Origin of the sequence: Shewanella litorisediminis, from assembly GCF_016834455.1 — a bacterium.
In the GTDB taxonomy this organism is placed as follows: domain Bacteria; phylum Pseudomonadota; class Gammaproteobacteria; order Enterobacterales; family Shewanellaceae; genus Shewanella; species Shewanella litorisediminis.
Window position 1 is genome coordinate 1,759,259 of record NZ_CP069213.1, and the last position, 14,053, is coordinate 1,773,311.

Here is a 14,053-nt window from a genome sequence, read left to right on the forward strand (position 1 = left end):
GAGTTAGTGCTTGTCTTCCAGCCTTGGCAGCTCTGGCAGAACAGGCAGCTCTGGCTGTCAGGCTTCGCAATCAGCAAGTTGATTCATAAGGGGCATGCTACCCCAAATACTCGGCCGCCAATCCGTAGAGAATGGCCACGCTCACCATCAAAAACAGTACACCTGTCAGCAGGTCGATGACAGGCCCCATGCGTACCAGCGCACGCTGACTGCTGCTTTTGGTGAGCAGCACTGCCAGCAAGCCAAACCAGGCGAAGGACAGGGTAAACATCAGCACCAGCAACGCGATGCGGGTGGGGCCGCCCACCTCGGGGCCCACCATGGCAGAAAACAATGTCAGGAAAAACACCAGCGCTTTGGGGTTGAGCAAGTTAGTGTAAAGTCCCAGCCGAAACCCCTTTGCTGTGCTCAGCATCGGCTCTGCGTTTTGCGGCATATCCTTTGGCGCTGACTCCGCTGACAATGGCAGCGCCCTTCGCAATAGAAATTGCTTTCGCACCGACATCAGGGCTCCCATCCCCATATATCCCAGATAACTGGCGCCGAGCGCCTGTACGGCGCCAAATAGCCAGGGCGTAGTGTGGATAAGCAGGCTAAGACCGGTAAGGCTCGCCACAGTGTGGGCCAAAATGGCCGCGGCAATGCCCAATGCGGTCATCATGGCGACAGCCCGGGTTTGATGGCGCGACACCTTGAGCATAATGGCAAAGTCCGGCCCGGGGCTTGCCAGCGCTATGATATGAATGATGGCGATGCTGCCAAGGAGGGTGAAATCGAACATCGGTTAATTCCTGATAGCGCGACGATAGGCGCTGGGTGTGGTTAAAAAGGCCATGCGAAAGTGGCGATTAAAATGGCTCAAGTCGCTGAAACCATGCAAATGGGCGATATCGGTCAGAGAGCTGTCATCATTGTGCATCAGGCTCTTTTTGGCCCGCTCGAGCCTGAGCCTCAGTTGCCATTGATGGGGGCTAAGACCTGTGTGAGTCCTGAAATGGCGCAGCAACCGGTAGCGACCAAGCCCCGTTGCGTCACCGAGAAGGTCAAGGGTCACTGGCTCTGGGCTGTCAGCCATGAGGGCTTTTGCCAGGCGAATTTCGCGGCTGTCCCCGGTAGCGCCTTTCCCCCTGTTGCTGATGTTTTCCGACTGAGGACCATGACCAATCAGGCGCTGAAAAAAATCCAGCAGCGCGGTTTCTTCCACAAGGGGGTTTTGGCCTTGGTAAAGCAGCTGATGCAGAGATATAAAGTCCTTGTAAAGCACCATATCCATGCGCTTTGGTTCATGAAATCCCCCAAAGGCCACGCCCAGATCTGCCGCTATCCGGTCAAGATGCCATTGTGGTAGCGACAACACCAGTACGTCGTAACCTGCGTCGGATGCGGCAACACCATCGTGGCACTCATCGGGGCTCAAGGTGGAAAGCTCACCCGGGCTGAGGGTGTGCCCCGAGCCCTTGTGATTGAACGCCTGGGCTCCGCGAATAACGGCGCCCAAGTGTATGTCTTCATGGACATGGCGACCAAAGTCAAAATGCCGATAACAGGCTCGGCTGAGCTCTGCGCCTGCCAGCAACTTGCTTTGCCTGAAATCAATAATTTCCTGTTGCATCTGCCACCTGATATGAAACAATTTACCCCAGTTTACGGGGCGGTCCCGGCCGTGCGCTAGAAAAATATTGCAGCGGATCCGGGCTTGGTTTGCGACAGCGGAGTGAAGTGTGAAAGGACAAATTTTGCGTGAAATGCGGGTACTCAAAGCCATTACGCCGGACTTTGAAGTGCAGCGCCGGGTAGCTTTTATCAAGGCCAAGCTGCGCGAAGCCCACAGTAAAACGCTGGTACTGGGGATCAGTGGTGGGGTGGACTCATCGGTAACCGGTCGCCTGTGCCAATTGGCGGTAAACGAACTCAACGAGGAAACCGACAGCCAGCAATACCGTTTTATCGCGGTCCGTTTGCCTTATCTGGTGCAAAAAGATGAGCACGAAGCGCAGATGGCCTGTGAATTTATTCAGCCAAGCAAGCTGGTTACGGTGAACGTGGGCAGCGGCAGTGATGGCATACACACTGAGACCCTGACGGGGTTTAAAGCTGCAGGCCTCGAATTGCCTGCGCCCGAGAAGGTGGATTTTGTAAAAGGCAATGTCAAAGCCAGAATGCGCATGATTGCCCAGTACGAAATCGCAGGTCTGATCGGTGGCCTGGTGGTGGGCACTGACCACAGCGCCGAAAATATCACCGGCTTTTATACCAAGTGGGGCGATGGAGCCTGCGATTTGGCGCCACTTTTTGGCCTCAATAAGCGTCAGGTAAGGCAGATAGCGCGTCATCTTGGGGCCCCTGAAGTGCTGGTGGTCAAGGCGCCGACAGCGGATCTGGAGTGTGACCGTCCTGGACTGGAAGATGAAGTGGCGCTGGGACTGACTTACGACCAGATTGATGATTTTCTCGAAGGCAAAGAAGTGCCCAAGTCGGTGGAAGACAAACTGGTGGGTATTTACAAGGCTACCCAGCACAAGCGTCAGCCAATACCTACAATTTACGACTGAAGAAAATGCCGGCCTGTGCCGGCATTTTTGTCTGGCATAAGGAAATCCACCAATGAAAACCGTACTGCTGAATACGTCAAGACATCTGCTGATAGCCGCCGTGTACGGCACTTTGGGAGTGTGTATTACGGCTTTGGGTTTTGGCGTCTGGTTTCTCAACAGCCGTCCCGATCTGGATATTTGGCATACCACGGAATTACAACATAGCTTCAGCCGTCATGGTGAGGTAACAGATTTTGCCGGCTACCTCGCCCTTGAGGTAAATCTTAAGGACGAAATTGAAAGGCGTATCTATACCAATACTGTGGCCATGGACTCTCCGCTCAACCGCTATATACGCGGCAGCTTATCGGATCCCCGCCGCTGGTCGCAGGATTGGAACTGGAGCTACGAATGGCCAAACGAGAAGGCAGAATATGGGGTGTTATTACTTCATGGTATGTCTGACTCGCCCTATGCATTGTCAAATCTGGCACAAGACTTAAGAGGCAGTGCTCATGTGCTCGGACTCAGGTTGCCCGGTCATGGCACCTTGCCCTCGGGGCTGGTTCGACTCGAGTGGCAGGATATGAGCGCAGCGGTAACGCTCGCAGTGAAGCACCTTAAGGCGCAGCTTGGCGGGCGGCCGCTTTATATTCTGGGGTTTTCTACAGGGGCTGCGCTGGCGCTGCACCACGAGCTGGAACGCATTGTGGCGGGCGAGACGCCAGACAGCCAGGCCATGGTATTTTTGTCACCTGCTATTGGGCTTGCGCCAGTGGCGCGCGGCGCATACTGGCAGGCACGTCTTGGTGAGTGGCTTGGGCTGGAGAAGCTTGCCTGGAATGCCCTTGGTACCGAATACGACCCCTTCAAGTATGTGTCGTTTGCGGTCAATGCCGGCGACATGGTCTACCGTCTCGCCGAATCCAATCGTTTGCAGCTGAATGCCTTAACCCAGGCGCAGCTGCAATCACTGCCGCCCATTTTATCGTTTCAGTCGGTGGCTGATGCCACAGTGTCCAGTCGTGCTGTGCTTGCAGACCTTTATCTCAGGTTACCGGACAGCCGGCACCAGCTGGTGCTTTATGATGTTAACCGAACCCGGATTAATCAGACTCTGATGCGTAAAGACCCATTGCTGGAACTGGCGGCTCTTTATCGGTCACAGGCCCTAAGGGCCCGGGTGGGAATTTTGAAAAACCGGGCTGATGAAGCCCTGGTGCAACTCGTTGATGTGGCGGATGAACCGTTACCCTGGCCTGAGACCATGGCATTCAACACAGGGCCAATATCCCAACAGACTGGTGAGGCAGGGGGGGGCACTGGCACACTGGGCTGGCCTGCCAACGTGGTTTCCCTCTCCCATGTGGCGTTGCCGTTTTCGGTTCGCGATCCCCTCTACGGGATGATGGCGGCACCAAATCCAGACCGTATTCAAATAGGCAGTGCCGCATCCCGCGGTGAGCGTGGCATTTTCGCCGTCAGTGCCGATGAGATGCTGCGCCAGAAGTGGAATCCATTTTATGAATTCCAGCTTAATGTCATCAAGGACTTGTTTGATATGCAGCTAAGAGTGAGTGAAGCAGAAAGTGCGTCATAACCGTGGCGACCATACAAATCTCATTTAATCAGGCCCCCGACGTATGCTCAGTGGCCTGTTGGTTATCACTTGGCCTCAGGTGTGGGTATTTCGTCATTGATTAACGTGCAGATTACCCGGTTGCGGCCTTCGGCTTTTGCTTGATACAGGTTGTCATCGGCGACTTTGAGCCAGGCTTCCAGAGAGTCAGAGAAACTGGCATTGGCCACAACGGCACCGACCGAAACAGACATGTGAATTGGTTCATCGGCGCTGGGGTTATTCACAGGATGCTTTGCCAGCCGCTCGCGGAACAGGTTGAGGTGATGCTCAACGTTCAGTGCATTGGTCATTGGCAGGATAAGTAAAAATTCTTCCCCGCCGTAACGGGCGACTAAATCCGAATCCCGCTTGAAGTTTTGCGCGAGCAGATTGGCCATCTGACGCAGGCACTCGTCGCCGGCCAAATGTCCGTGGTTATCGTTGATGGCTTTAAAAAAGTCGAGATCCAGCAGTACCACCGCGATGGCCTCGCCGCTGCGCTCGCACATGGCTTGCAAAGGCGCAAAACCTGCCGTGGCATGGCGACGATTGTATAGACCCGTCAGTGCGTCGCGCTCTGCAAGCGCCTGCAGCTTCTGATTGGCCTTTTCAAGCTCGAAGGTTCGAATGGCGACCTTTTCTTCCAGCTCCAGCTGATGGCTCATCAATTGTCGCTGACTCGCTTTCAGGGTTTGATACAGGGTCTGTACTTCGGCTGGCGCATCCGCGGGCAGTGGCAGTCGTTGTTCACTTGGATTGCTGAATTCGTTTGCGATGGTTTCGAGGGAGCCGGTCAGCATCCGGCTTATCAGTCGTGCCAGATAGAAGCTTACCACCATGCTGAAAATAAGCAGTATGCAGGTTCGTAAAAACTGGGTTTCGGCCAGTTGCATCAGCGGAGCGAAAGGCGACAGCACCAACAGACGCCAACGATTTGGCAACAGCTCCTCGGCATATATGTACTCAGGGCTTGGGTTTTTCAGATCGTGCAGGTTAATCAACTGCAAACTGGTTCGATACTCAAGGCCACTCTTGGCAGACGCAAACTCACTCAGTGGGGGAATATTCAGTGGCGCCGATGCGTAAATCACCCGGTTACTGTCGTCGGTCAGGAGCAGAAATTGCTCGGAATGATGACGGTTTTGCCTGTCGATAAGCACGAAGCGATTCAAATCCAGCGAGCCTTCCAGAATGCCGGATGGGTGACTGGAACGACCCTGGCCGTAAACGGGGGCGCTGATAGCGACTATGGGGTCGCTGCCAAAACCTCTGCCAAGAAACACCGGTGAGATAAACGACTTCTGGTTATAAAAGGATTCTTGAAAGTAGTGGCGGTCGGCGACGCTGTACTCACCTTTTTGAATCGCGTCATCCATCATGCGCGCGGCAGGGCTGGCTGCCACTATGTTACCTCTATCATTGGCAATCAACATGGTTAAAAAGGCGGGGTATCCCTTGTTGAACTGAGTGAGCCAATCCTGCTGCTTCTCAGGTTCATCCCCCATCATTGACAGCCACAGGGCGCCCTGATCAATAGCCGTTTGATGCTCGCGCAGGTAATCAAAGGTCGATTGCGACAAATGTACCGCATTGTCCTGCAGATTCTTTTTGATAAGCATTTGCTGCCGCGCAATAAAAAACTCGCTGAACAGCAAGGCAGCAACCAGCAGCGCCAGCGAGATAAACAGGGTAAAGCTGTAAGTGAGTTTGTCGCTGAAGCGCACCGGCGCCTTGGTGTGACTGCCGGTGTTTTGCATCTGCGCGGGTAGCATCAGTAACAGCACCGCCCCCAAACCAATGTAAAACAGGCCGTTAATTGCTTGTTTAACGGCGATAAAGGGCAGGTGAGTTGTGGGCAGTGTGGTGAGAGTCAGGCCGTAAAGGTAGAACAGTGGCATACCAATCAGCAGCCAGAAGCCCACCCCGGCATAAAGAGAGTAAACACCGCGTCGTTTGGCCAGTGCCAACACCAGCGCCTCGAGTGGGAATAGCAAAAATACATGCATAGTATCCCAAATCAAAAACAGCCCGGCAGCGCAGACCAGCGCCACGGCTACGGCATATCGTGGCCCGAGAATAACGGCGGCAATCACATAGGCGGCGTTACCCAAAATCAGCTGCACGTTGGCAAACAGCGGCAGCGGATACAGGTTTAATAAAAAGCCGCAAATGGCCAACATGATCGCAGTGCGCGGCGGCGATGCAGAAAAAAAAGACAGCAAGAATAATTCCCTAAAAATCAGACGGGTTTCTGATACTTACTTTAGAGTGTTAACGTTTTGTTCACAACAGGCGGCAAAGAAAAACGGCTGAAAGTGATGTGAAATCAGTGTGAGGCGGGGCACTTGTTCGTTAACAGGGGAGAGTCGGCTTGGTATGGGAGAAGGCGATTGGATGTCACACGGGTCAGACATTCGGCCGATGGCCCCTGACACCCCATCCGCTTTGGTTTCAATATGACGTAAAGAACATCACTAAAACAAAAAAGCCCAGCATTGCTGCCGAGCTTTTTTGTTGAATTTGGTCGGTATGAGAGGAGGCGATGGTCCGACAGTCGGCCGATGGCCCCTGACACCCCATCCGCTTTGGCTTCAATATGGCGTCGAGAACATCACTAAAACAAAAAAGCCCAGCATTGCTGCCGAGCTTTTTTGTTGAATTTGGTCGGTATGAGAGGAGGCGATGGTCCGACACTCGGCCGATGGCCCCTGACACCCCATCCGCTTTGGCTTCAATATGGCGTCGTGAACATCACTAAAACAAAAAAGCCCAGCATCGCTGCTGAGCTTTTTTGTTGGATTTGGTCGGTATGAGAGGAGGCGATGGTCCGACACTCGGCCGATGGCCCCTGACACCCCATCCGCTTTGGCTTCAATATGGCGTCGTGAACATCACTAAAACAAAAAAGCCCAGCATCGCTGCTGAGCTTTTTTGTTGGATTTGGTCGGTATGAGAGGATTCGAACCTCCGACCCCTGACACCCCATGACAGTGCGCTACCGGGCTGCGCTACATACCGAATATTTTGAGCGGCTTGCGCAGTTCTGTGCCGTCTCAACGAGGCGAACTTTATCAAGAGCCGCCAAGCAGTGCAAGCCTTGATAACAACTATTTGGTTTGATTGCTTAGTTTGTGTCCTAAGCAGTCATTTTGTCATCAATTGCCGCGTGCACGGCGGTTTTACTGATGATAAAGCCTTCTGCCTTCTCGCATTACCTGAATAAGATCCGGCGCACTGAGCTTCTTGTTTAATCGGGTCTTAAAATCGCTGCTGTAAATATCGTACTTGCCGTGGCGGTCGATTACCGTGATTTCATCATCCTGATAAATGGCAAAAAACCGATTGTCGCCCACATACACCCAAGGCTGCTCGCTTGGCATCAGCAACTGGCGTCCGGCGCTGTAGTCTGTGATGGCATTGGTGCAGCCCAGTACTCGTGTCATCAGCGTGGGGGCCAGACCGTGATGGCTGGTGGTGTAGTTGACCCGGGCCTGTTCGCCACCCGGCCAATGAATAATGAAAGGCACCCGAACGCTTTGGGGGGAGAAATCGCGTCTGGCTTCTGTCTCGTTACTGGTGAAGGCCTTGCCACTGGTGCCGGTAATGATCACCAGGGTATCGGCAGGCAGATGTTCGATAAGGCTTTTCAGCTCGCCATCGATAAAATGCAGCGATTGACGATATTGGCTGAAGAGTACCCGTTGAGCCGGAGCCATGCCCTGAGGCGCTTTGATGGTTTCAATACCGGCAAAGCCCACCGGGGTGTCGTAGGTTTCCGGTGCGCCCAGGTTGACCAGGGAAAACCAGGGCGACTTCTGCTGCCTGCGCCAGTCTTCAAAGGCTTCGCGGCTTTGGATATCGGCCAGTGCGCGGGATTCGCTGTCATCCATCAGCGCAGCTTCAAAGTCGTTAAAGAGCGCCAGCGGACGCTGATTAATGTCGTTGGAGGCAGGGCCGAAGCGCTTGAGGGTATATCCTGAAGCGGCAAATCCCTGGGTTAACAAGGGTGAAATCGTTTGGAAATCGGCCGCGCCCATGTAGCTGCCCTGCAGTCCATACAGGAGCGAGAACATGCTGCTTTGGAATTGGTTGCCACCGCTCAAATGTTTGTCGAAGGAGTGATTGGCACTGCCGTAGCTACTGAGAAACGGCATGGTTTGTGGGTTCAGCATATCTGCCCTGAGGGCATCAATGGCCACAATCAGCACATTGGGCTGGCTTTGGGCCTCGCAGCTTAACGCGTTCAGTGAGTATCCCAATTGCTGTTGTTCCCCAAGCTTTGAGAGACCTCCGGCGGAGTCGAGTCCATGGGACTCCATAAAGCTTTTTGCCGTAGCGGGATAAAACAATGGGTAAGCATCATCGTAACGGGTGATGTCCTTCACCTGGGCGGCATCAGCCCAGATATGCACCAAATGGCTGGCAATAAAACAACTGCCCACCACGGCCGCAACCTTGCCGCCGATGCGCCATCTTTCGATTTTAACGATGCGCTTCCACAGGAAATTGGCCGCTGTGAGTTCCAGTGCCAGAATCCCTAGCGGGGTTACTATGTAGGAAGTGCCGCTGAGCAGCGACGGTAAATCGGCCCAGGCCACATCGAAGGCGAAGGGGGACAGGTGCACACCGTAGTCGTCGTACACTATGGTGTCATACAGCAGAATACACAGGCCAAGGGTGGCCACGGTGGCGGCAAGCCCCCTCAATATTTTTGAGTAGGGCAGCAGCAGTGTCACCGGGAAAATCAGCAGCAGATACAGCAAAAAGGCGAGAAAGGAAAACTGGCCTATACTCGCCAATGCGAGATAGCCCCAGCCGGTGAGGGTCTCGGGAAGACCAACGGTTTCCAGATAACGGCTGCCAACAATCAGTGCCAGAAAGCCGTTGAACAGGGCAAACCAGTGGCCCCAGTTAACCAGCCGTGACACCTTGTCACGCTCCAGTTGTTGTTTCCTCTCAACCATTCCGTTCGCTCTTATCCTTGGGACAGGTTAACACCTTGGTATCTTAAGCACTTTTCCCGTGTGGGTGCCAGCTTTATCAGGCTTTTGACACCGACTGATTAAGCGCTTTGGCAAACTGTTCGGCTACAGCGGCGCGGCTGGCAACAGGCACCTTGGTTTCCAGCAGGTGGCTGACGCAGTTGCCCAGTACCATCAGGCCAAGATCGGTGGGGGCCTGGTGTTTTTCCAGCACGGCCAGCACTTCAGCAATCAGGGTTTCCACTTGGGTATCGGTGTATTTGGATTGAATAGCCATAGTCAAAAAATGTTTCACAAAGGATTGGGTTAGCGGCATATAATACCGGATTTCCACGGCTATCACTATCAAGGCGTATGACGATTAAAGTAGAACAGGCAATCATCCATGAAATCGCCCAAACCCATGAGGGTCAACTCAGCTGCCGTCTTCGCCCGCAGCCGCTGCTGAACAGTCAGGCGGTTGAGCTGATGCTGGACGAGCTGCATCAGTCTTACACCAGCAAATCAGGTAAGGGATTTGGCTTTTTTGGTATCCACGGTGAAGACGGCGAAGCCAATCCCGCCTTTGCCAATGGGCTGAAAGACTACCTCGATGGTGGGCTGGGCTTTGTGGAATTCACAGGCCAAGCCAGCAAGCTGCTGCAGGATGAACTCGGTAAATACGATTTCAGCCAGGGCGGATTTTTGCTGCTTGCCTGCTACAGCCATATGGCAAGCGACTATCTGTTTGTGGCGCTGCTCAGTGCCAAGTCTTCCATGACAGTATTGGATGATATGGAGCTGACCCAGGTGAACCATCTGGATTTAAACAATATTCAGCTGGCGGCCCGCATCGATTTGACTGAATGGCAGGCCGATAAAGAAAGCCGTAAGTACATTTCCTTTATCCGCGGCCGCGCCGGACGTAAGGTGGCGGATTTCTTCCTCGACTTTATGGGCTGTGTTGAGGGCATTAACCCCAAGGCGCAAAATAAGAGCCTCATGATTGCGGTGGAAGACTTTGTGGCCGGCAGCGAGCTGACCAAGGATGAACGCCAGGCCTGTCGCGACAAGGTGTTTGAATATTGCTCTGAGCGTTTCGATGCCGGCGCCGAGGTGGATATTAAGGATCTGGCCGATGAACTGGCCGATTCGGGCATGGACTCTTTCTACGATTTTGCCACCACAGGCAACTACGATCTGGAAGAAGAGTTCCCGGTGGACAAGTCTACTTTGAGGCAGCTGAAAAAATTCTCAGGTACCGGCGGTGGTGTCACCATCAGCTTCGATGGTCATCATCTGGGCGAGCGGGTGATTTACGATCCTATTTCAGACACCCTGCTGATCAAGGGCGTGCCGGCAAACCTGAAAGACCAGCTCCACCGCCGCTTAAAGGGCGAATAACCCTGAAGCAGATGTAAAGAAAAGGCGACCCTGTGGTCGCCTTTTCTATTTTATCCCATCATCAGTCTGTGCCCTTGATAGCACCCTGTCAGCATTTTATCTTCGCTTTCCAACATATTGGCTGCAATGTGCTATCTGCCCTCGTTGGTACTTGCTGCGGTGCGCTACGCGTTTGTCGTTTCAGTCCGCCTCAAGCCGACCCAGCTGAATGAGCGCTCAATAAAGGCCATGGCATCCTGATGCACACATTCGCCGTGGGCGAGTATGAGATGCTGTGGCTGCCAGCGGTGAAACTGGGCCACTGCTTCTTTAGCCTTGTGGCGCCCATTCATAAAAGACAAGCGCCAGTCCAGCGGTGTTTTACCGTTGGGGGACAGTATGCCTGTGATACGGGCCAGTGGTCGCTGCCAGGCGTTGAAATGCTCCGGGCTGAAATTTTCAATCAAATCGGTGAGGATAAGGGTGCGCGAGCCTTTGTGGAAAAACACGACTTCCTCCATCACCGGCGAGCCTTTGAATATGCATTGCTCAATTTCACCGCGCCACTCGGCAGGCACCTTGTCGGTGAGGTCGGCATCAAAGTGCAGGTGCGGGCATTTATTGGCAAGACCCGGGGCCACAAAGGCCGTGGCATCTGGCCAGCGAGCTTGCCAGGAGGCAATATAGAGGTGGTGTAACTTGTTGGGGGCAATCAGATAGGCGACTTCACCCAGGGTTTCAACCTGACGTATCAGCTCATCATTGAGTTCAATGGGGGAGTGCACCCACAGTTTGCTATTGTTAAGCCGTACTATGGTCATGCGGGTGGTATAGGGCATGCCGTAAAACGATACGGCAGGACCATCAAACACAAAGATGTTGGCACCGAAGCTTTTCATGTCATCTCCTTTGACTGCATGGGATAGCTTCAGGATTGTACGTTGAGACCGGTAAAAGAGGCATAGGTGAATAGTGCGACCTGCAGCCGGAACCCAACAACAGGCACAAGCCGTTGGCGAGCGGCGTAAATTTAGCCCTGTTCGCACCATTGAGGCTCGCCGGGGGCGAGTGAATTGTTTAGAATTGACATCTGAATGACCGCCTTTCGGCTATTGCCCGTCAGGCGGTGTTGCGGCCCGGCCGCTAATCACGGCAGACTGTTTCTCTGCCCGGGAGTGTTATGCAACTGTTTGTTAAAGATTTAACGGTTCTCGATTTTTCTTACCTTTGCGCCAAACGTGGCATGGTGGGCGAGAGCTGGATAGTGGATGTGGTCCTCGAAGGGGGACTGGACAGCCAAAACATGGTGCTGGATTTTGCCAAGGTAAAACGCACCATCAAAGACACCATCGACAGAGTGGCCGACCACCGTCTGCTTATCCCGACTGCCTCATCCAATGTGCGCTGGCAGCAGCAGGGCGACAGAGTATGGATGGACTTCCAAAGTGAAGTGGGCAACATACATCTGGCGTGCCCCAGTCAGGCTTTTGCGCTTATCCCTGCCGAAAATGTCGACTTTGAAGCCGTGAATGCCTTCCTGCGCAAGGCGCTGCGCGAAGCGTTGCCAGACAATGTCGATGGCATCCATCTGACCCTTAGAACCGAGTCACTGAGCGGCCCCTTCTACCATTACAGTCACGGGCTTAAAAAGCACGATGGCAACTGCCAGCGTATCGCCCATGGCCATCGCAGCCCGGTACAGATCTTCGAAAACGGTGAAAGTGCCCCTGACTGGGACGCGTATTGGGCCAAGCGCTGGAAAGATATCTACCTCGGCACCGAAGAAGACGTGGTGCCGGTGGCCGAGCTTGAACTGTCGGCCCAATGCCGCATCGATGACAACTCCCACATCGGCTTTCGTTATCAGGCGCCCCAGGGGGATTTCCAACTCGCCATGCCCAGGGCTATTTGCGACATCATCCCCCACGACACCACGGTAGAGTTGCTTGCGGACTTTATGGCAAAGACCCTCGCCGAAAAGGTGCCCGGCAGCCACTTTAAGGTGATTGCCTACGAAGGCATTGGCAAAGGTGCTATCGCGGCCGCTGAAATTGCCGCCAACTGAACCATTTCGACTGATTAATGCCCTTAACGTGGAAAACCGAATGATACTGAAGCCTTGGATAGCCGCCCTGTTACTGACATTCACCCATGGTGCGATGGCGCAGATTGAACTCAGTGGCAAGATGGAGCAGGGCTCGCTTATTCGTGGCAAGGTGCCGCCAGGCGCGAATGTCAGCCTGAACGGCACACCGCTGAGAGTCACTCCCGAGGGTGACTTTGCTTTCGGGGTTGAGCGTGAAGGGGAGCTTAAGCAGACTCTGGAAGTGGTTTATGCCGATGGGCTCACTGAAATCAAACCCCTGACCTTCGCCAGGCGGGAATACCGGATTTCTGAGGTCAATGGCATCGCTCAGAAAATCATGAAGCCCGACCCTGCCGCGCAGGAACGTGCCGCCAAAGACAGCGCCATGACCAAGGCTGCAAGGGCAATCGACTCGGATATTACCGCCTTTGCCAAGCCCTTTATCTGGCCCTTAACCGGCCGTATCTCGGGGGTGTATGGCAGTCAGCGGGTGTACAACGGCGTGCCCGGCAATCCGCATTTTGGTGTGGACGTGGCGGCCAAAACCGGCACTGTGGTGGTAGCGCCCGCAGATGGTGTGGTGACGCTGGCGGTACCGGATATGTTCTATTCCGGTGGCACCCTGATTATTGACCATGGCTATGGTGTCAGCTCAAGCTTCCTTCATTTATCCAAGCTCTATTTAAACGTAGGTGACAGTGTAAAACAGGGCGACAAGATAGCCGAGGTGGGGGCCACTGGCCGTGCCAACGGCCCACACCTTGATTGGCGCCTTAACTGGTATCAGATGCGCCTCGACCCGGCTACCCTGGTGCCATCCATGAAAGAGGTACTGGCCCAAAAAGAGGCCGCGAAGGCAAGCAAGCAGTAAGCCAATTGCCGCGCAGGCAAGTCATGGTTCGCCCAACAAAAACGCCGCAGATGAGTTGCGGCGTTTTTGTTTCTGGTGAATGCTTTTTTCAGCGTTTAATGCTCATGGGCACAAAACGAACACCATTTTTTTGCGCTTGCGGGCCAGTAGGGAAAAAGCCCAGGTGCTGGTAAAAGCCCACGGCATTGACAGAGGAGCACAGGCTCACCTCACTGGCCTCAGTGCTCTCAAGCAGGGTGCTCAGCAGCGTTTTTCCAAGCCCACTTCCTTGCACGCTTTTATCGACAAAGAGGTGAGTGAGGAAGTTGCCTTCCCGAAGCGCAGCAAAGCCGACAAGTTTACTGCCTTGAGATGCTTTTAAGGCGATGAATTTACTGCTGTCGAAGGTTGTTTCAACATCTGGCAGAACCCGATTTAAAAAGGTTTCTTGCCCCTCGTGACTAAACAGAGGTAACACATCTTGCTGCGCAACCTCGCGCACCAACTGCATAACGGCCTCCAAATCCGCTTTGGTCACCGGGGCTATATCGGTATTCATACTCTGGCTCATGGCTATTTCCACATTGTCGAAGCTTTATGATTTAGTCGCGGCATTCC

General features: G+C 53.8%; 12 protein-coding genes and 1 tRNA gene. 5 read left to right on the forward strand and 8 right to left on the reverse strand.

The window, feature by feature from the left end; genetic code table 11:
• Positions 1 to 97: 97 nt before the first annotated feature.
• Both JQC75_RS07645 and JQC75_RS07650 read right to left on the reverse strand, forming a co-directional pair.
• Positions 98 to 781 (reverse strand): LysE family transporter, encoded by a 684-nt coding sequence (locus JQC75_RS07645; protein WP_203326817.1) that lies wholly within the window; start codon positions 779 to 781, stop codon positions 98 to 100.
• Positions 782 to 784: 3 nt separating this feature from the next.
• Positions 785 to 1,612, reverse strand: coding sequence for an AraC family transcriptional regulator (locus tag JQC75_RS07650; protein WP_203326818.1), 828 nt, complete (start codon positions 1,610 to 1,612; stop codon positions 785 to 787).
• Positions 1,613 to 1,721: 109 nt separating this feature from the next.
• Between JQC75_RS07650 and nadE the strand changes: the two genes are divergently transcribed.
• Both nadE and JQC75_RS07660 read left to right on the forward strand, forming a co-directional pair.
• On the forward strand, positions 1,722 to 2,552 hold the full coding sequence (gene nadE / locus JQC75_RS07655; RefSeq protein WP_203326819.1) for an ammonia-dependent NAD(+) synthetase: 831 nt from the start codon (positions 1,722 to 1,724) through the stop codon (positions 2,550 to 2,552).
• Positions 2,553 to 2,604: 52 nt separating this feature from the next.
• Positions 2,605 to 4,134, forward strand: a complete 1,530-nt coding sequence (locus JQC75_RS07660) for an alpha/beta hydrolase (RefSeq protein ID WP_203326820.1) — start codon at positions 2,605 to 2,607, stop codon at positions 4,132 to 4,134.
• 65 nt (positions 4,135 to 4,199) lie between these two features.
• Here JQC75_RS07660 and JQC75_RS07665 read toward each other — a convergent pair whose 3' ends face one another.
• The 4 genes from JQC75_RS07665 to JQC75_RS07680 form a co-directional block, all read right to left on the reverse strand.
• Positions 4,200 to 6,377, reverse strand: a complete 2,178-nt coding sequence (locus tag JQC75_RS07665) for a sensor domain-containing diguanylate cyclase (protein WP_203326821.1) — start codon at positions 6,375 to 6,377, stop codon at positions 4,200 to 4,202.
• Positions 6,378 to 7,096: 719 nt separating this feature from the next.
• A tRNA-Pro gene (locus JQC75_RS07670) sits at positions 7,097 to 7,173 on the reverse strand.
• Positions 7,174 to 7,334: 161 nt separating this feature from the next.
• Positions 7,335 to 9,119 carry a DUF3413 domain-containing protein gene (locus JQC75_RS07675; RefSeq protein WP_203326822.1) on the reverse strand — a complete coding sequence of 595 codons (1,785 nt, stop codon included), beginning with the start codon at positions 9,117 to 9,119 and terminating at the stop codon, positions 7,335 to 7,337.
• 76 nt (positions 9,120 to 9,195) lie between these two features.
• Positions 9,196 to 9,414, reverse strand: coding sequence for a YejL family protein (locus tag JQC75_RS07680; RefSeq protein WP_203326823.1), 219 nt, complete (start codon positions 9,412 to 9,414; stop codon positions 9,196 to 9,198).
• A gap of 77 nt (positions 9,415 to 9,491) precedes the next feature.
• Between JQC75_RS07680 and yejK the strand changes: the two genes are divergently transcribed.
• The gene (yejK, locus tag JQC75_RS07685) at positions 9,492 to 10,520 is read left to right on the forward strand and encodes a nucleoid-associated protein YejK (protein ID WP_203326824.1); all 1,029 of its coding nucleotides are present in this window, start codon (positions 9,492 to 9,494) and stop codon (positions 10,518 to 10,520) included.
• A gap of 164 nt (positions 10,521 to 10,684) precedes the next feature.
• Here yejK and JQC75_RS07690 read toward each other — a convergent pair whose 3' ends face one another.
• A complete protein-coding gene (locus JQC75_RS07690) occupies positions 10,685 to 11,398 on the reverse strand; it encodes a DUF4336 domain-containing protein (RefSeq protein WP_203326825.1) in 714 nt (237 codons plus the stop codon).
• A 281-nt stretch (positions 11,399 to 11,679) separates the two neighbouring features.
• On the opposite strand from JQC75_RS07690, the gene JQC75_RS07695 reads away from it, so the two are divergent.
• Positions 11,680 to 12,564: a 6-carboxytetrahydropterin synthase gene (locus tag JQC75_RS07695; protein WP_203326826.1), complete on the forward strand. Its 885-nt coding sequence runs from the start codon at positions 11,680 to 11,682 to the stop codon at positions 12,562 to 12,564.
• Between the two features lie 94 nt (positions 12,565 to 12,658).
• Positions 12,659 to 13,456: a M23 family metallopeptidase gene (locus JQC75_RS07700; protein ID WP_380797476.1), complete on the forward strand. Its 798-nt coding sequence runs from the start codon at positions 12,659 to 12,661 to the stop codon at positions 13,454 to 13,456.
• 88 nt (positions 13,457 to 13,544) lie between these two features.
• Here JQC75_RS07700 and JQC75_RS07705 read toward each other — a convergent pair whose 3' ends face one another.
• The gene (locus JQC75_RS07705) at positions 13,545 to 13,946 is read right to left on the reverse strand and encodes a GNAT family N-acetyltransferase (protein WP_239002109.1); all 402 of its coding nucleotides are present in this window, start codon (positions 13,944 to 13,946) and stop codon (positions 13,545 to 13,547) included.
• Positions 13,947 to 14,053 lie beyond the last annotated feature (107 nt).

Excerpts from the sequence above, each read along its gene's own strand:
- JQC75_RS07680 (WP_203326823.1), bottom strand. The coding sequence starts at position 9,414 with ATGGCTATTCAATCCAAATACACCGATACCCAAGTGGAAACCCTGATT.
- JQC75_RS07705 (WP_239002109.1), bottom strand. The coding sequence starts at position 13,946 with ATGCAGTTGGTGCGCGAGGTTGCGCAGCAAGATGTGTTACCTCTGTTT.
- JQC75_RS07695 (WP_203326826.1), top strand. The coding sequence starts at position 11,680 with ATGCAACTGTTTGTTAAAGATTTAACGGTTCTCGATTTTTCTTACCTT.
- JQC75_RS07650 (WP_203326818.1), bottom strand. The coding sequence starts at position 1,612 with ATGCAACAGGAAATTATTGATTTCAGGCAAAGCAAGTTGCTGGCAGGC.
- yejK (WP_203326824.1), top strand. The coding sequence starts at position 9,492 with ATGACGATTAAAGTAGAACAGGCAATCATCCATGAAATCGCCCAAACC.
- JQC75_RS07690 (WP_203326825.1), bottom strand. The coding sequence starts at position 11,398 with ATGAAAAGCTTCGGTGCCAACATCTTTGTGTTTGATGGTCCTGCCGTA.
- JQC75_RS07660 (WP_203326820.1), top strand. The coding sequence starts at position 2,605 with ATGAAAACCGTACTGCTGAATACGTCAAGACATCTGCTGATAGCCGCC.
- JQC75_RS07675 (WP_203326822.1), bottom strand. The coding sequence starts at position 9,119 with ATGGTTGAGAGGAAACAACAACTGGAGCGTGACAAGGTGTCACGGCTG.
- JQC75_RS07700 (WP_380797476.1), top strand. The coding sequence starts at position 12,659 with ATGGCGCAGATTGAACTCAGTGGCAAGATGGAGCAGGGCTCGCTTATT.
- JQC75_RS07645 (WP_203326817.1), bottom strand. The coding sequence starts at position 781 with ATGTTCGATTTCACCCTCCTTGGCAGCATCGCCATCATTCATATCATA.